Raw genomic sequence first — 16346 nt, forward strand, 5'->3', positions numbered from 1 at the left:
AGCATGGATCGCTGTGAACTGCACGATACGCTGTGCCGTTATCGCAGCCGCTTCCCGGAGGAGGCGGCCTATGCGCATCGCGCCTGCCGTCTTCTTCAGGAGTCGCCCCGTTGTTTCGACCGGGAGACTGACGGCCTGCATGTGACCGCTTCTACTTGGGTGCTGAATCTACGTCGCGATGCCACGCTGCTCATGCTCCACCGGAAGCTTGGGCAGTGGTTTCAGCCCGGGGGGCATGCCGATGGGGACGAGGACGTGATGCGCGTGGCGTTGCGGGAGTGCAGCGAGGAGACGGGGCTGCCGGCGGAGCGCATCCGGCTCCTCAGCCCGACGATCTTCGATGTCGATATTCACAGGATCCCGGCGACGCGCCGGGAGCCGGAACACGAGCACCTGGATATCCGGTTTCTGGTGGAGATAGACGAGAGTCTGCCGCTGCCGGGCAACGACGAATCGCACGAATTGCGCTGGGTGGCGTTGCGCGATGTGCCGCGTTATAACCGCGAGCGCTCTCTACACAGGCTGGTAGTAAAAAGCGGGGCATGGCGGCGCTACGGTTGAGCGCGCATATGGGCGTGGGCGGGGCGGATAGACACCGTGGATGCGGCGCAGTGGACGGTTGCCGCCGATTCGTAGGACGCATGCGCGCGGCCGATTACGGCGAGAACGGTTCACAAAAGCCGGAATACAGCGATCGAGCGCGGGCGGTACTATAATTTGTTGGCGGCCCATGGGTGTTCGTAGAGGCCTTGCGAGGGTCGACGCCAAGGTATGGAGGGATCTATGGATAGGGGCAACATGATTGAGGTCAAGCGTTCACGCCGTATCGAGCGCATGCATCAGGGGGAGGCCACCCGTGATGGTGCCGGAGTGCGCCTTACGCGGCTCTTGACGCAAGGACTTCAGAAACGTCTCGATCCTTTTTTGATGCTCGATTTTTTCAGTAGTAATGATGCCGCTGATTATATAGCCGGATTCCCGGATCACCCGCACCGCGGTTTCGAGACCATAACGTATATGCTCGAGGGCCGTATGCGTCACCGCGACAATGCCGGTCATGAGGGGTTGCTTACGACCGGAGGCATGCAGTGGATGGTGGCCGGGAGCGGTGTGGTGCATTCGGAGATGCCTGAACAGGAAGCGGGACGCATGGCCGGCTTCCAGTTATGGCTGAATCTCCCGGCGCGCGACAAAATGACGAGCCCTTGGTATCGTGACTTTGCGGCCGCGGACCTGCCGTGCGCCCATGCCCCCGACGGCGCGCGCGCCATCGTGCTCGCGGGGGCAGCGAGGGGTGTGGCGGGGGCCATGCAACGTCCTGTCACCGAGCCGCTCATCCTGAATCTGCAGTTGCCGGCGGGTGTTTCCTGGTCACAACCGCTTGCCCCGGGCGATCACGCATTTGTCGTCCTCTATGCAGGGCAGGCATCGATCGCAGGGGAGGCGCTGACGATGGAGGCGCTCGCGGTATTGGACGACGACCCGGCGGCCGATGGGGTGATCGTGAGCGCGCACGAGGAGGCGCGCGTATTCCTGGTAGCGGGCCACCCTTTGCGCGAACCTATCGTGCAATATGGCCCATTCGTCATGAATACGCGCGAAGAGATCGCTGCGGCCGTGCAGGACCTGCGCGAGGGACGCTTCGCCTGAAGGGTGCCCTCGGAAAACCCTATGGCGCGGCCTGGGCATGAGGGAAGGTGCGTCTTAGGGCGCGCCGTGGGCCGGGTACACGTCTCGAACGGCCTCGATGGATGAGCCGCGTGTTGGGATGTGGTCGGGGGATGGGGGTGAGAGAGTGGGGGGGGCGGTGGTGCCGCCGCGCGCACTATCGCAGGCTGTTGCAGGACCGATTTGTCACCCATCAAAAGGGCTTTATACTGCGCTTCACATGGGCCGTTAGCTCAGTTGGTAGAGCAGCTGACTCTTAATCAGGTGGTCCCAGGTTCGAGCCCTGGACGGCCCACCATAAAATCCAAGACTTACGGGCTTCCACCACCGTCCTTCCGTAAGGAATCGGTGCTCTCGTCTCGATGAATAAGGTCGCCGATGGCGCGCATGCCGTGCCTCCGATCACGATGCGAGGTGGTGCGATCCCATGCTGGCGTGGCGCTTCGTGCCTGGCGCGAGACCTTCGAGGTATGGGTGGTCGGGAAAGGCGCCTGCGGCTTCTATCATGCCGGGTTGTGGTGAAGCGGCCAAGTCCTGTCCGTGTGGCCCGCTCGCCAGGGGCTTGTCATGGTCATATCCGCGTCGGCGCGCGCCGCCCGCATGAGTTTTAGAGGCGCGCGGCGAGAAAGGCGCACATGAGCGCCACGGGCGGCAGGATCCAGAGGGCCTTGGGGACGCCAAAGGCCGATGTGGCGACGCCAAAGCCAAGTAGGAGAAGCGCACCTAGGCTGTTTCCGAGACCGAGCGCGATTCCCGAACCCAGGCTGCGATTTTCCGGGAAGACGTCTTGGCCGACGAGGACCGAGACCGGGAGCGCGCTGAATATGGCGATCCCCAGGAGGCCCAGAATCAGCCATACGATCCATCCCGAGCTCATAAGGTAGGTGGCAACGAGCGCGGCGCTCAATAGGCTCGACCCGACGAGCACGATGCGACGCCCCAACCGGTCGGCGATCAGTCCGCCGCTTACGTTGCCGATGACGCCTACGACCAGCAAAACGGTGATCAGCGACGCGCCGCCGACGAGTGAACCGCCGTCATGCTGCCAGGCGATGGGCAGGAAGGTGACCAGGGCGTAGAGGCCGAACGAGCGCAACGCGGCGTAGGCAATCAGGGTTGTGGCCGGCCGGGCGTGCAGGCGCCAGTGCACCGGCGCGGCATTCGCGGCACGGGGCGCGAGCGGTGGGAGCAGGGGTGCTATGAGCGGTATGCTCATGATCGCCGGCAGTGCCACGATCCACAGACCGGAGGTGGTGAAGTGCGCGACCGCGAGACTTGCGACCAGGGGGTAAAGCCCACGGCCGAGCTCGCCGCCCACGAGGAACACTGACATGATGGCGCCGTGGCGCTTCTTTGCAAGACTGCGTGCCAGGGCAAGCGACTGCGGATGAAACAGGGCGTTGGATACCCCGATCAAGGCAAGCGATGCGAGCAGGGTTGGCAGGCTATGGCTGTGGCCGACAAGGATGAGACCGAGGGTCGTGCCGCTCACGCCGAAAATGACGAGGGCCTTGCCACCGAGGCGGTCCGAAAGCCAGCCGGCAAACGGCTGCAGCCCCTGGCCGATTAAGAGCGCGGCCATGATACCGGAGGCCGATGCGGCCCCGGTATGCAGGCCCACAAGGATGGCCGGAAGGATGCCGGGCAGGAAATTCGCGGCGCCGTCGTTCAGGAAGTGTAGCCACGCAAGCCCGAGCAGGGGTGTGACCGGCGATCGTCCGGCGCGGGTATCGGCAGACGAGGGGCGAGCAGACACGATCGACATGTACAGACCTCTCCGTGAAGACGGGAAGAACGATGACAGTAGGCCCTTGTACCCATCATGGGTGGTGACGCCCCAAGCGTCCGCTGGCGTACGCCGGGCGACACGGTGCCTCTTTCGTAGGCCCGGACACCTGGGGCTGTCCCCAAGGGGGGCGCCATGATGACATGGCGGCGGCGAAATCCCAAGAAGAAGTAAAGTAGAGGGTCGGGTGGTCGCGTCTTGGGCGCCGCGGCGGGCGCCGCCGTGACGCGCGGCCTGAAGCCTCTCCCCCGCCCGGGTACGGCTTACTGGCCCCTTATCCGGTCGGGGCATGGCTCGTGTGGGCTGACTATTCGCGGAAGATCCGCGATCTCCCGGACCTTCGATGGAACCCCGGGCGGTCGCAAGGGCGCAGGCGGCGTCGGATAGTGGTGCGGTCGCGGTCGCTGTAGATTATCTCGATGAGGCCTGTGCACAACCGCACTGTAGGCACGGCATGGTGCAAAACGGCATGAACTTTGCTGCTTGGTATCAGGCCGAGGCGCAGGCGCGCCGGTCGCAGGGCGATATTCGAGGCATTCGGGACGCGGAACAAATTACGTCCCGGTCGCATCCAACCGGCAGGCAAGACCGTGGCGTAGGCGTGTGGCAATGATTGAGGGCTGGGTACGGCGTGACCGCTTATCGAAAACCGCGCGCAGGGGACGTTACTTGGCGCAATCCGCGTCTAAGCTTGTAGGGCGCGTCGGCGCGATAGGCAAGGGAAGGCGGCGCGGTGTTCGTGGTATGACGTATGATCGTTATCGAGCATGAGTCGGGCGTATTGGCGATGAAATGGGGAGGCATAGGCCCTAAAGTGAACGGGCGAAGGGGTCGCGGCGGCGGGACGCGCCGCGCAGGGGCAGCCGGCGCGCAGCCGTGGTGCAGGATGCGAGATACGCACGAGAGATGGTGAGGGGTGGATTATGGCGCTATTTGACCGGTATCAAGAACGATTCAGGCAACAGCGGGAAGTGACGATGACGCTTGATGAGTATCTCAAGCTGTGCGCCAAGGACCCGCTGGCCTACGCCTCCGCCGCCGAACGCATGCTGGCGGCGATCGGCGAACCGCGGGTCGTCGACACCCAGTCCGACCTGCGCCTAGCGCGCATCTTCATGAATCGGAAGATTCTGACTTATCCGGCATTCGAAGATTTTTATGGAATCGAGGATGTCGTTGAGAACCTCGTGGCGTATTTTCGTCATGCCGCCCAGGGCCTCGAGGAACGCAAACAGATCCTCTATCTCTTGGGCCCGGTAGGCGCCGCGAAATCATCGCTGGCCGAGCGCTTGAAGGCGCTGATGGAGCAATATCCTATCTATTGCCTGGCATCCAACGGTCGTGTGTCGCCTCTCTACGAATCACCACTCGGACTATTCGACCCCGAAGAGGACGGTGCGATTCTTGAGGAGCGCTACGGTATTCCGCGTCGCGCCATTCAGGGCGTCATGTCTCCCTGGGCGGCAAAGCGCCTGCGGGAATTCGACGGGGACATCCGGCGGTTCTCGGTTGTACGTCTCATGCCCTCACAACTGCATCAGATCGGGATTACCAAGGTCGAGCCTGGCGATGAAAACAACCAGGATATCGCAAGCCTCGTGGGCAAGGTCGATATCCGCAAGCTCGAGGACTTTTCCCAGGATGATCCCGACGCGTACTCGTACGCCGGCGGCCTGAATGTGACCACGCAGGGCGTGCTTGAGTTCGTGGAAATGTTCAAGGCCCCCATCAAGATGCTCCATCCGCTTTTGACCGCGACCCAGGAGGGCACATACAACGGGACCGAGGGCTTCGGCGCCATGCCCTACCAGGGGATCATCCTCGCCCACAGCAACGAGTCGGAGTGGGCGGCGTTTCGCAACAACAAACGGAACGAGGCCTTTCTCGATCGGGTGTTCATCGTCAAGGTTCCCTATTGCCTGCGCGTGACCGAGGAGACACGCATATACCGCAAACTTCTCGAAAATAGCGCGCTGAGCCAGGCCCCATGCGCCACCGATACGCTCGAGATGTTGGCGCGGTTTTCGGTGTTGAGTCGCCTGAAGGACCCGGGCAACAGCAGCCTGTGGTCGAAGATGGAGATCTATGACGGCAAGACCTTGAAGGATCGCGACCAGCAAGCGAAAAGCCTCCAGGAGTACCGTGACGTGGCGGGGGTGGACGAGGGCATGGATGGCATCTCCACCCGCTTCGCCTACAAGATCCTGTCGCGTACCTTCAACTATGACAGCGAGGAGGTGGCGGCGAATCCCGTGCATCTGCTGCATGTCCTGGAGACGCAGGTCCGCGCCGAACAGTTTCCCCCGGACGTCGAGGCCCGGTATCTCGGGTTCTTGAAAGACGAGCTCGCCTCACGCTACGCGGAATTCCTGGGGCTTGAGATCCAAAAGGCCTATCTTGAGAGCTATGGTGACTACGGACAGAACCTGTTCGATCGCTACATCCAATATGCCGATTTCTGGCTGCAGGATACCGAATTCCGGGATCCCGACACCGGTCAGATCATGAACCGGACGTTGCTGAACGAGGATCTGGAGAAGATCGAGAAGCCCGCGGGGATTGCCAATCCCAAGGACTTTCGCAACGAGGTGGTGAATTTCGTGCTGCGCGCGAAGGCCAATAACGGCGGCAAGAGCCCGGCGTGGACGAGCTATGAGAAGCTTAGGGTCGTGATCGAGAAGAAGATGTTTGCGAATACCGAGGATCTGCTGCCAGTGATCTCGTTTGGCAAGAAGCGGACCTCGGAAGACGAGCGCAAGCATCATGATTTCGTTGTGCGCATGCAGGAAAAGGGTTATACCGAAAAACAGGTGCGCTTGCTTGTCGATTGGTATATGCGTTATCGGAAGCATCATTGATGGGAAATGGCGGGCCGATGCGTAGGCGCGTCGTTTCGCGGGAGGGGTTTCCATGAGCGTGATCATAGATCGGCGCAATTTGGGGACGCGCTCCAGTGCCAACCAGGACCGCTTGCAGCGACGTGTACGCGGGCGCGTGAAGGCGGCTGTGGAGAAGCTCGCGCGCCGCCGGTCTCTTGGCGACATGCTCGACACGGAACAGCCGATCGCCATTCCGACAAAAGATCTGCACGAGCCGAGCTTTCGGCGCGACATGCGCGATGCCGCCTGGGAGCAGGTGTTGCCCGGCAACAAGCAGTTCAGGCGGGGCGATCTGATACCAAAGCCGCGCGGCGGTGATGGTGGGGGTGATGGCGGTCCGGGTGCGTCCGAGGGTCTCGGCGACGATGAGATCGCCATCGTGCTGTCAGCCGATGAGTTCCTGTCGGTTCTGTTCGATGGTCTCGAACTCCCCAACCTGCGGCAGACGCGCGCCGAGGACATTCAAGTCGAGCAATGGCGGCGGGCCGGGTTCGTGAAGGAAGGCAGCCCGTCGCGCATGCACATCGGGCGGACGATGCGTACCGCCCGGGCCCGGCGGATGGCGCTACGCGCGCGCAAGAAACAGGAACTCGAGGCGCTTTCAAGGCAAGCCGAGACGCTTGAGGAGGAGATCCGTGTGCGCCAGGGTTGTGGCGAGGACACGAGCATAGAGCGTTTCCGGTTGGCCGAGATCCAAGACGAGATGAAGGTCCTGGAACGCAAGATCAAGGCGATACCGTTCATAGACGAGTCCGATCTGCGTTTCGCGCATATCGATCAGCAGCCGCAGCCGATCACGAGCGCCGTGATCTTTTGCGTCATGGATGTGTCAGGCAGTATGGGTGACATCGAGAAAGATCTGGCCAAGCGTTTTTTCCTGCTGCTGTATCTTTTCATCCATCGCCAGTATCGTGCCGTCGAGATCGTCTTCATAAAGCATCATGGCGAGGCGAGCGAGTGTACCGAGCAGGAGTTTTTCGGCGCCAAGGAAGGGGGAGGTACGCTGGTATCGCCGGCTTTGGCATTGGTCGAGGATATCATGGTCCAGAGGTTCCCCCGGAACACTGGAATGTCTATCTGGCGCAGGCCTCGGATGGCGACAACGCCCAGGATGATAACCGCCTCGTGCAGGAGCGCGCGCTCGGGCTCCTGCCGCAGTTGCGCAATATGTTCTATCTGGAGGTCAACCAGGATCAGGAGAGCGCGCTCCTTAGGCTCTATAAGGGCATGTCTCAGGAGTTTCCCGAACTCATGACCGCGCGCGCTCGCCATACCGAGGACATCTACCCGTTGTTCCGCTCGCTCTTTTCACCAAGACAGGGGACTGCGCATGGCTGACCGGGAGGCGATGTTGTTCACGGACAATGAATGGACGTTCGAACGCATAGCAACCGTCACGGAACGGATCGCGGAGATCGCGGAGCGGGAACTGGCTCTCGATACCTATCCAAATCAGATCGAGGTCATTACCGCCGAGCAGATGCTCGATGCCTATGCCTCTACCGGCCTGCCCATGTATTACCCGCACTGGTCCTTCGGTAAGCAGCGGGCAATCGAGACCGGACAGTATCGACGCGGCGAGATGGGGCTTGCTTATGAGCTTGTCATCAATAGCAACCCATGCATCAGCTATCTCATGGAAGAGAACACCATGGTGATGCAGACCTTGGTAATCGCCCATGCGGCCTTTGGCCACAACGCATTTTTCAAGAACAATACGTTCTTTCAGCAATGGACGGACGCCGAAGGCATATTGGATTATCTGGAGTTCGGTAAGACCTATATTGCCCACTGCGAGGAACAGTACGGGATCGACGCGGTGTCGGAGGTGATAGATGCCGCTCATGCATTGAACCGCAACGGTGTCGACAGGGCGCGGCGTCCCCAAAAGCTCTCGACACGTGATGAGCAGCGGCGCCGGCGTGAGCGCGCGGCGTTCATAGAGCAGCATCTCTCGGAGATCTGGCGCACGCTCCCTGGTGCGGCAGAGGCGGCGGTGGCCGTGCCCGAGGAGCGCTTCCCCAAGGACCCGCAGGAGAATCTCATTTATTTTATCGAGAAGAACGCGCCCAACCTTGAGACCTGGAAGCGCGAAATTCTGCGCATCGTGCGCAAGATCGCCCAGTACCTTTACCCGCAGGGTCAGACGAAGATCATGAACGAAGGCTTTGCATGCTTTGTGCATTATCACGTCATGCACAGTCTGCATGCCATGGGACTCATCGGAGATGGCGCGCTGCTCGAGTTCTACGCAAGCCACACGGCGGTGATCTTCCAGCCGGACTTCGACAGCCGCCGCTATAGCGGTATAAACCCGTACGCTTTGGGATTTGCGATATTTCAGGACATAAAGCGCATATGCGTGAACCCCACGAATGAGGATCGCGAGTGGTTCGCGTTCGCCGGAGATCCCGACTGGCGCAAGCATATCCATTTTGCGATGCGAGAATTTCGTGACGAAAGCTTCATCTTGCAATACCTGTCACCCAAGGTGATGCGCGACCTGCACCTCTTTGCCCTGGAGAACGACCCGCAGGCCGAGGCCTATCGGGTGACGGCCGTGCACGACGATCAGGGTTATCAGTATCTGCGCAGCGCCCTGGCTCGCCAGATTGCCGAGAGCGCACGTTCGGCCGATATCGAGGTCGTGGCGGTCAACCGCTGGGGCGACCGCCACTTGCATTTAAAGAAGATGGACGAATACCCCCTGGATCAGGTCGAGGCCAAGAAAACACTCGATCATATCGCGCGATTATGGGGCTACGATGTGCATCTGGACGCAGGCGACGTGGTCATGATAGCGCGGGCCAAGGCCGCGGGCGCTTGAGCGGGACCTCAGGGCGCGCGTCGGAGAATGGGCGGGGCGTCGAGACGTTGTTCTTGTGTCGCCAGCAGACCCATGAGTTCACGGAAGTGGCGGTCTTCGGCGAACCACGGGAAGGCGCGCGGGAACGCCGGGTCTTGCCAGCGGCGCGCGAGCCAGGCGTTGTAGTGCAGGAGTCGAGCGGTGCGCAAGGGTTCTATCAGACGCAACTGCGCCGGATCGAAGTCGCGGAATAGTTCGTAACCCTGAAGGAGCGCAGCAAGCGCCTCCTCCTGCTCGGTCTGGTCTCCAGGTAGCAGCATCCACAGATCTTGGATCGCGGGCCCGTTCAGGCAGTCGTCGAAATCGACCAGCGTGAGGCCGGAGTCGTTGGTCAAGACGTTGCCGGCATGACAGTCGCCATGCAATCGCAGGTGGGGGGCGCCGACATCGGCAAATGCCGCCGCCACCAAGGCGCGTAGCCGGGCGGTGGTGGCCAAAAACGCTGGCCGCAGATCGGCGGGTAGAAACGGGCAGTCGGCGAGGGTGGTTATGGCGGGATCCACGAACGATGCCACGTCGAGGGTCGGTCGCGCCGTGAACCGGCCGGCGCCGATGAGATGCAGCCGCCCGAGGTGGCGGCCGAGGGTCTGGCGCTCGCTCGGGGTCTCGACGCAGCCGGCGCGTCCGGGCCGCCAGGGAAACACGGCAAATCGGTAGGATCCGGCATGAAACAATGTCTCGCCGTCGCGTGCAAGGGGCGCCACGGCCGGGATCTCCGCGTCCACGAGCTCCTGCAGAAAGCCATGCTCTTCTGCGATCGCGGTGTCCGTCCAGCGGTTGGGACGGTAGAATTTGACCGCCCACGGGACGTCCTCGGTCTCGATCTTGTAGACGCGGTTTTCGTAACTGGCGAGCGCCTGAAAACCCCCTGTGGGGGCAAGACCGACGGTCTCGGCGGCGCTCAGGATGAGTTCCGGCGTAAGGTCGGCATAGGGGGTGGTGGAGGTCACGTCGCGATCGTATGGCATAACCTAGTATAGCGCGCGAGACCGGCGATCGCCGCCGCCGGCCGTTGGGTGAGCCGGCGGTCATGGGCGCGGGGCCTAAGGCCCGACAGACGCGGGTTAGCGCATGGTGACGAGTTCCTCGGCGCTCGTCGGGTGAATGGCGAGCGTATCGTCCAGGTCCTTTTTGGTGGCCCCCATCTTGATGGCCACCGCAAAGCCCTGCAGCATCTCGTCTGCGGCCTCGCCGATGATGTGCAGGCCCACGACGCGCTCCTCGCGACCGACCGTCACGAGCTTCATGGCGGTACGATGCGGTTCCTTGCTGAATGCCTGGGTCATGGGCGCAAACCGTGTGCGGTAGACCTTGACCGCATCCGGGCCATGGCGGTCGCGGGCCTCGGGTTCGGTCAACCCCACGCTTCCAATCGGGGGATGGCTGAACACCACCGTAGGAATGAGGTCATAGTCGAGACGCCGGTCCGGCTGGCCGCCGAACAGGCGGTCGGCAAGCCGCCGGCCGGCGGCAATCGCGACCGGTGTGAGGGCCGCGCGACCGGTGAGGTCGCCGATCGCGTAGAGGCCGGGCACGGCCGTATTCTGAAAGGGATCGGTTGCGATGATCCCGTTGTCAGCCGGCGTGATGCCGGCCTTGTCGAGCCCGAGGGCGTCGGTGTTGGGGATACGCCCTACTGCCCAGAGCACGGTATCGAGGCCGCAGAGGGTCTCGCCGTCTTTATAGCGGAGGCTTAGCGTGTCGTCGGCCTTATCGATGCCGGCGACGTGGCGCTGGGGCAGCAGATTGATACCGGCGGTGGTCAGGGCGTCCGTGAGACCCTCGCGGAGCATGGGATCGAAGGTGGCCAGGAGGTGGACGCCGCGCATGACGAGCGACACCTCGCTGCCGAGTGCCCTCAACAGCGAGGCGAGCTCCACGGCGATATAGCCCGCGCCCACGACCGCGACCTTGCGTGGTCTTGCGGCGAGCGCGAAGAAGTCGTCGGATGTGAGGCCCCAAGCGGCCCCCGGTACCTCGGGAACCAGCGGACGGCTCCCGGTCGCCACGACGATGTGGTCGGCTTGGTAGCGGCCGCCGTCGACTTCGATCGTCCGGGGATCGACAAACCGTCCGTGTCCGGCGATCACGGTCACGCCGTTGTCGGCGAGCCCCGCGTGGTAGCGGCTATTCAACCGCGCGATGTAGGTATCGCGGGCGCGCTTGTGCGCCGCCCAGTCGAAGTCGCCCAGCAGCGGGGCAAAGCCGTAATCTCGTGCCGTTTGCGCGCACTGGTGCATATGCGCGGCATTCCAAAAAAGCTTCTTTGGTACGCACCCGACGTTGACGCAGGCGCCGCCCAGCGGTCCCTTTTCAATCAGGGCACAGCGTGCCCCATGGGCGGCCGCACGATTGGCGGTGGCGATGCCGCCGCTGCCCCCGCCCAGAATCAGCAGATCATAGTGTTCGGTCATGGCCGACCCCGGCTCAGACCCCCGGGCCACGCGTTCGTGGTAATACTGGTCTCGCGTGTCACGCAAGACCCAGATAGCGCGCGAGGTCGTCGGCCCCGCCGATGTGGCGGCCGCCGATGAAGACCTGCGGCACCGTGGAGCGGCCGGTGGTGGCGCGCAGGGTCCGCGAGCTCACGCCGGTTCCCTGGCCGGTGCGGATTTCCTCGAAGGCGATGCCGCGCTCCTTCAGCATGGCCTTGGCGCGAAAGCAGTGCGGGCAGCCCTCGCGCGTGAAGATCGTGACGAACTCGGGCTCTTTCGCCTGGGGGTTTATGTAGCGGAGCATGGTATCGGCGTCCGAGACCTCGAAGGGGTCTCCGGGCCGGTCCGGTTCTATGAACATTTTGACGATGACGCCGTCTTTGACAAGCATCGAGTAGCGCCAGGAGCGCTTGCCGAAACCGAGGTCCGACTTGTCGACCAGCATGCCCATGCCGGCTGCGAATTCACCGTTGCCATCGGGGATGAAAAGAAGATTTTCGGCGTTCTGATCTTTGGCCCAGGCCTCCATGACGAAGGCATCGTTCACCGACAGGCATACCACGGCATCGACGCCGTTGGCCTTGAAGACCGGGGCGAGCTCGTTGTAGCGCGGGACATGACTTGAAGAACAGGTCGGCGTGTAGGCCCCCGGCAGCGCAAACACCACCACCGTCTTTCCCGCGAACAGGTCGTTAGTGTGGGTGTCCTTCCAGTCACCACCGGCGCGGGTTTTGAAGATCACTGCGGGAACCCGTTGTCCCTCACGATTGGGATGTGACATAAGCCTCCTTGTTGTCGGCATGCGCATGGTGCGCGCGATCTTGTCTCGCGCGCGCTCGCTACCGGCGATGCGATATCGTCCGGATGCCCTCCGACCGCGGCCTTCGGCGCGATGCCGTGCTGTCTGGCACACGCCCCTGTGCCAAAGCTTAGCAGAGAGCTCGGCTTCCGGCACCTGCCACAAAGGCGCGTGCCGGATCCGCGCTCCGGGTAATGAACAACCCTCTGGGTTTAGCGGGCAATCCGTGGGATGGGTCGGCTCAACCGCGTTGTTGGGGGATGCCGTTGGGTTCGTCGCCCGGGAGCGGCGCGGGATTGTCGAGCGTGTGGTGGAGGTCACGTTCCGGGCGCTCGGCCCCTATGCCTTGGTATTGACGCTTGGTCTCTTCGGACTCGAAGTAAATCATGAGTGCGTCGGCGCCCTCGCCCTCGACCACATAGGGCTGCCCATCGGTGGGCGTCAAGGTCTTGCCGGTGACAGGATCGGTTCTCTCGATGCGCATATACCCCTCCAGCGTCCGTGAGTAAGGCCCCAGCATGCCGGATACCGTGGCCGGCATCATCGGCCTTTGGTCGTCTCGCTTGCGGTCCACTCGCCCATCCCGCGTGTGCCGCAAGATCGGCCAGTGGTGCTTGTGGGTTCATGAAGGCCTGCCGCCCTTGTCGTCTGCGGCCTCGCGAACGCGTTTGCGCGCATCGCCGGACAGGCGCTGTTCGGGATCATCCGGCACGGTCGAGCCGATCCGATGATGGAGGGCTGCGATATCGCGCGCATAGGCCCGGCATGGGGGACAGAGAAATAAATGGAGGCGCGTGGCCATGCGGGCCCAACCCTTGAGATCCTCGTCACGCGCCCGCGAGATGTTGCGCGCGACCTGACGACAGCCGAGCATCAGGTTCATGGACGTCTCGCGAGCCGATCGGCGATTACGGCTGCGGGCGTCACGGTACGGGGCGGTAGCGGTTGCCGCCGGCATCGCGGGCCGAAGGGTCTGGGCGCGGGATCGACGGCCAGGCCGCTTAAGGGGTGGTCGGCGCCTAGGGGAGGTCTTGCCAGAAAACGCCGGGGGACGCAGGCGCCGGTGCTCGTGCCGGTCTCTGGCGGGGTCAGAAAAGGTGACATCGGATTCTGCTATCAATCATGTGCGCGAAGGTGCGCGTGGTTCTTTTCCTGCCCCGACGTGCCTTGCGGGCCACATTCGTGTCTGGCAGGCGTGACGTTTCCGGCGGTAACAGGAGCATTCCTGATGCAGCGCCGCCGTTGCCGGACGGACTCACCAGGGGTAGGGCTGTTGCGGTTGCCAGCCGTTTCCTATTCAGCGCGGCGTTGAAGCTGTCGCGGCAACAGCCCTTTTTCTTGAACTTCGGTTCGTGCGCCGGTCTGCCGGCCTTGAGGTCGGCGACGAACCGGTTCCAGGCCTTGGTCAGATGCGCGAAGGGCTGCGTGTGCGCGTCCCGGTGGATGCCGCGCAACCACGATTGCCCGTTCTCGTCCTGCCACTGCGGGTCGGTGTATTTGATGGCGTTGAACGGCCTTTTCAACGCCATCGCGTTCGGGTTGCGACCGGCCGCGTATTGTCTGTTCCATTCGTCCAATGCCCAATTCCAGACGCGCCGGGCCGTACCGAAGGCACGCTTGAAGTAGTCGGCTTGCGCAGGACTCGGACCAAGGGCGATTTTGTGGGTCAGTGGCATGACTACTCGTACTCTGCTTGCGTCGAACGCCAGACCACTGCACCGGTCTCGACGCAGACTACACGAACTTCTTGTTCCTTGGGATCGTCAACGCCTTCGATTGCCGTGGTTATTGCGGTCGCTTTGTTCTCAAAGTGCGCCGTGAACGCGCCCTTCGCAAGCCAGTCACTCGTTAGCAGGTAGTGAGACTCGATTCGGTAGCTCATGCGCCACCTCCTTCTTCAATGCTTTGTCTAGCGTTTTTTTGATAGTTCCTCAGTCCATGCAGGCGGGATGGGAAACCATGCGCTATGGTCATCAAGTCCCGCACGATCTCCAGTTCAGGTGATAAGTTTGCCCGGTTGAGCACCAGCACCTCACAGCCGTTCGATTTCGCGTAATGCGCAAACCGCCCGAACCCAAAGTGCGTCGGCCGGTCGAGGTGCGCAAGGATCGGTGTCTTGATCTCGTGCCGCCCGGTCTCGTCCATCCGTTCGCGCCATTGGGATCAGCCGCCCTTCACGCTCCCAGCGTTGCAAGGTCTTGACGGACACATCTAGCCGCCTTGCCTGTGCTATAGGGCTTTCCATTGGCTTATAATACATTATCGAGCGCTCTATGCGGTACCAGAGTCTGGCCTCAGAAAAGGCGCCAAGGCCTAGGCTGCGACCGGTTTACGAGTCACTGTCGGGGCCGAAGCCGGCATTTGTGAGACATCGTCGCAGGGCGAGCCGCGCCCTATGGAGCAGCACATAGGCGTTAGTCGTTGATACGCCGGTGATCTGACAAATGTCTTGCAAGGAGAGTCCTTCGACCTCGCGTAGCACGAATACCTCCGCCTGGTTTCCCGGGAGCGTCCACAGACAGGCGTTCAAGTGGCGCCAAAACGCTTGCGCCTCGCCGTGACTTACCGGGTCACCCCATGACGCCTGCTCGCGCCAGCGTCCATTATCGCAAAAAACGATATCCTCGATATTCATGTCGGCATCGTTTTGGTTGCCAGGTTCGATGCATTGATCAAGGGGCGAACGTCGGCAGGCGCGCGCATGGTCAGCCAGTTTGTGCTTTAGGATGGCGAACAGCCAAGTCTTCTCGCTCGCCCGACCATCGGGTGGGTGAGTGCTACGCAGGGCCCCAAGCAATGTCTCCTGGACGGCATCCTCCGCCGATTCCCGATGGCGCAGTTGTAGGAAGGCGTAACGGTACAGGGCGTCGCCATGCACGATAAGCCAGCGCTCGACGGCGGCGCGGCGCCGGTCGACTTCCCATTTGTCTCCCATGTTGACAGTATAGGCGAGCGCCCAGCCCGTCTGAAGCGCGACCGGCCGCCCATTGCGCGGGTCGCGCGTAAGGATTGCGGGGGCGAGGCGACTAAACCCGTGGGTGCAAGGTGCGGGGGCAGGGCGTTTACCGGTTCCCGCGTCGCGGGGCCTGGCCGTATGCGCGTTTGCGGCGACCGGGATGCCCTCACGGGTGCGGTGTGCCGGGCGTTTTTTCTGAGGGCAACGTGTTCATGACAAGAATCGGGTGGCAACCAATGGGGTGGGGTAGATCGTGGCGGGGGTCTGTCGCGCGGTTGGCAGCCCTGGTGGCGTCGCTGATGTTCTGTCCCGCGCACGCGGCTGAGGCGTTCGGCCCCGCGAGTCCGCAGGCGGTCCTGCGGGCCGTGCAGCATGATAGGTATGCCATTCCCGAAGGGCACGGCGTGCATCAGCTCTATGTCTTCGTAGATCCTAATTGTCCGTTCTGTCATCGGCTATTCGAGCGTTTGCAGCCCTTGATCGGACCACACCATTTGACGGTGCACTGGATCGTGGCCGGGTTCTTGCGTGCCACCAGCGCCGGCAAGGCGGTGGCGATCCTCGGTGCGCACCGACCGCTTGCGGCGCTCATGCGCAACGAGCGCGATTTCGCGCCCGGGAAGGATGATGGGGGGATCCGGCCTGTGCCAGTGCGAGGGCCGGCGGCACACGCCCTGGCTGTCAACAATCGTTTGCTGGCCATGACCGGTCCCGAACTCGTACCAACGCTCCTCTATCGAAACGTTGCGGGCCGGATAGTCATGCATCAAGGCGTACCGCTGGCACCGCATGGCTTGCTCTGGACGATCCACGCCATCCGGTGAATGCGGAGTAAGGCGCGCGTTCGCCGGTGCGGTCTGGCAGCGCTGAACTCGCCGAGGCCGGCGGTGCCACAGAGACGGCGAGCGAGCGTTAGCCAACGGCGTATTTTGGCGACTCTCCGAAAGGCGATTCCGC

At 62.6% G+C, this 16346-nt stretch carries 14 protein-coding genes, 1 tRNA gene and 2 pseudogenes; 7 read left to right on the plus strand and 10 right to left on the minus strand.

All coding sequences use genetic code 11. From position 1 onward, the window contains the following. Positions 1-3: 3 nt before the first annotated feature. The 3 genes from C4900_RS08605 (at position 4) to C4900_RS08615 (ending at position 1966) form a co-directional block, all read left to right on the plus strand. Complete coding sequence (locus C4900_RS08605; protein ID WP_114282952.1) at positions 4-561, plus strand: NUDIX hydrolase; 558 nt, start codon at positions 4-6, stop codon at positions 559-561. 222 nt (positions 562-783) lie between these two features. Beyond that, on the plus strand, positions 784-1650 hold the full coding sequence (locus C4900_RS08610) for a pirin family protein (RefSeq protein WP_233431971.1): 867 nt from the start codon (positions 784-786) through the stop codon (positions 1648-1650). A gap of 240 nt (positions 1651-1890) precedes the next feature. After that, a tRNA-Lys gene (locus tag C4900_RS08615) sits at positions 1891-1966 on the plus strand. Positions 1967-2275: 309 nt separating this feature from the next. Here C4900_RS08615 and C4900_RS08620 read toward each other — a convergent pair. After that, complete coding sequence (locus C4900_RS08620) at positions 2276-3433, minus strand: MFS transporter (protein ID WP_170132487.1); 1158 nt, start codon at positions 3431-3433, stop codon at positions 2276-2278. A 944-nt stretch (positions 3434-4377) separates the two neighbouring features. On the opposite strand from C4900_RS08620, the gene C4900_RS08625 reads away from it, so the two are divergent. The 3 genes and pseudogenes from C4900_RS08625 to C4900_RS08635 all read left to right on the plus strand — a co-directional run bounded on the left by C4900_RS08625 (position 4378) and on the right by C4900_RS08635 (position 9160). Further along, positions 4378-6312, plus strand: coding sequence for a PrkA family serine protein kinase (locus C4900_RS08625; protein ID WP_114282955.1), 1935 nt, complete (start codon positions 4378-4380; stop codon positions 6310-6312). 52 nt (positions 6313-6364) lie between these two features. Continuing rightward, positions 6365-7671, plus strand: a pseudogene (locus C4900_RS08630) (YeaH/YhbH family protein). Continuing rightward, positions 7664-9160 (plus strand): SpoVR family protein, encoded by a 1497-nt coding sequence (locus C4900_RS08635; protein ID WP_211306856.1) that lies wholly within the window; start codon positions 7664-7666, stop codon positions 9158-9160. The pseudogene C4900_RS08630 and the gene C4900_RS08635 overlap by 8 nt, the downstream one beginning before the upstream one ends. 8 nt (positions 9161-9168) lie before the next feature. On the opposite strand, the gene C4900_RS08640 is transcribed toward C4900_RS08635, so the two are convergent. From C4900_RS08640 to C4900_RS08680, 9 genes and pseudogenes are all read right to left on the minus strand, one after another. Beyond that, positions 9169-10149, minus strand: coding sequence for a serine/threonine protein kinase (locus C4900_RS08640; protein ID WP_083995851.1), 981 nt, complete (start codon positions 10147-10149; stop codon positions 9169-9171). Positions 10150-10263: 114 nt separating this feature from the next. Then, positions 10264-11613, minus strand: a complete 1350-nt coding sequence (gorA, locus tag C4900_RS08645; protein ID WP_114283476.1) for a glutathione-disulfide reductase — start codon at positions 11611-11613, stop codon at positions 10264-10266. 58 nt (positions 11614-11671) lie between these two features. Next, positions 11672-12415: a glutathione peroxidase gene (locus tag C4900_RS08650; RefSeq protein WP_065970538.1), complete on the minus strand. Its 744-nt coding sequence runs from the start codon at positions 12413-12415 to the stop codon at positions 11672-11674. A gap of 259 nt (positions 12416-12674) precedes the next feature. Continuing rightward, a complete protein-coding gene (locus tag C4900_RS08655) occupies positions 12675-12917 on the minus strand; it encodes a hypothetical protein (protein ID WP_147267168.1) in 243 nt (80 codons plus the stop codon). Positions 12918-13055: 138 nt separating this feature from the next. Next, positions 13056-13316, minus strand: a complete 261-nt coding sequence (locus C4900_RS16265; RefSeq protein ID WP_211306857.1) for an anti-sigma factor family protein — start codon at positions 13314-13316, stop codon at positions 13056-13058. 205 nt (positions 13317-13521) lie between these two features. Next, the gene (locus tag C4900_RS08665; protein ID WP_211306858.1) at positions 13522-14109 is read right to left on the minus strand and encodes a helix-turn-helix domain-containing protein; all 588 of its coding nucleotides are present in this window, start codon (positions 14107-14109) and stop codon (positions 13522-13524) included. Between the two features lie 2 nt (positions 14110-14111). Then, complete coding sequence (locus C4900_RS08670) at positions 14112-14315, minus strand: hypothetical protein (RefSeq protein WP_065970545.1); 204 nt, start codon at positions 14313-14315, stop codon at positions 14112-14114. After that, positions 14312-14678 (minus strand): annotated as a pseudogene (locus C4900_RS08675) (hypothetical protein). The gene C4900_RS08670 and the pseudogene C4900_RS08675 overlap by 4 nt, the downstream one beginning before the upstream one ends. A gap of 84 nt (positions 14679-14762) precedes the next feature. Then, complete coding sequence (locus C4900_RS08680) at positions 14763-15368, minus strand: sigma-70 family RNA polymerase sigma factor (RefSeq protein WP_114282957.1); 606 nt, start codon at positions 15366-15368, stop codon at positions 14763-14765. Between the two features lie 257 nt (positions 15369-15625). Between C4900_RS08680 and C4900_RS08685 the strand changes: the two genes are divergently transcribed. Further along, entirely contained in the window at positions 15626-16213 is a 588-nt protein-coding gene (locus C4900_RS08685) for a thioredoxin fold domain-containing protein (RefSeq protein WP_065970549.1), read from the plus strand. The last annotated feature ends 133 nt before the right edge of the window (positions 16214-16346 follow it).

Source organism: Acidiferrobacter thiooxydans, assembly GCF_003333315.1.
In the GTDB taxonomy this organism is placed as follows: Bacteria; Pseudomonadota; Gammaproteobacteria; order Acidiferrobacterales; family Acidiferrobacteraceae; genus Acidiferrobacter; species Acidiferrobacter thiooxydans.

What these genes read in the sequence shown, in the direction of transcription:
- C4900_RS16265 (WP_211306857.1), bottom strand. Translation starts at nt 13,316, where the DNA reads ATGAACCTGATGCTCGGCTGTCGTCAGGTCGCGCGCAACATCTCGCGG.
- C4900_RS08655 (WP_147267168.1), bottom strand. Translation starts at nt 12,917, where the DNA reads ATGCGCATCGAGAGAACCGATCCTGTCACCGGCAAGACCTTGACGCCC.
- C4900_RS08625 (WP_114282955.1), top strand. Translation starts at nt 4,378, where the DNA reads ATGGCGCTATTTGACCGGTATCAAGAACGATTCAGGCAACAGCGGGAA.
- C4900_RS08680 (WP_114282957.1), bottom strand. Translation starts at nt 15,368, where the DNA reads ATGGGAGACAAATGGGAAGTCGACCGGCGCCGCGCCGCCGTCGAGCGC.
- C4900_RS08620 (WP_170132487.1), bottom strand. Translation starts at nt 3,433, where the DNA reads ATGTCGATCGTGTCTGCTCGCCCCTCGTCTGCCGATACCCGCGCCGGA.
- C4900_RS08610 (WP_233431971.1), top strand. Translation starts at nt 784, where the DNA reads ATGGATAGGGGCAACATGATTGAGGTCAAGCGTTCACGCCGTATCGAG.
- C4900_RS08670 (WP_065970545.1), bottom strand. Translation starts at nt 14,315, where the DNA reads ATGAGCTACCGAATCGAGTCTCACTACCTGCTAACGAGTGACTGGCTT.
- gorA (WP_114283476.1), bottom strand. Translation starts at nt 11,613, where the DNA reads ATGACCGAACACTATGATCTGCTGATTCTGGGCGGGGGCAGCGGCGGC.
- C4900_RS08685 (WP_065970549.1), top strand. Translation starts at nt 15,626, where the DNA reads ATGGGGTGGGGTAGATCGTGGCGGGGGTCTGTCGCGCGGTTGGCAGCC.
- C4900_RS08665 (WP_211306858.1), bottom strand. Translation starts at nt 14,109, where the DNA reads ATGCCACTGACCCACAAAATCGCCCTTGGTCCGAGTCCTGCGCAAGCC.
- C4900_RS08605 (WP_114282952.1), top strand. Translation starts at nt 4, where the DNA reads ATGGATCGCTGTGAACTGCACGATACGCTGTGCCGTTATCGCAGCCGC.
- C4900_RS08650 (WP_065970538.1), bottom strand. Translation starts at nt 12,415, where the DNA reads ATGTCACATCCCAATCGTGAGGGACAACGGGTTCCCGCAGTGATCTTC.
- C4900_RS08635 (WP_211306856.1), top strand. Translation starts at nt 7,664, where the DNA reads ATGGCTGACCGGGAGGCGATGTTGTTCACGGACAATGAATGGACGTTC.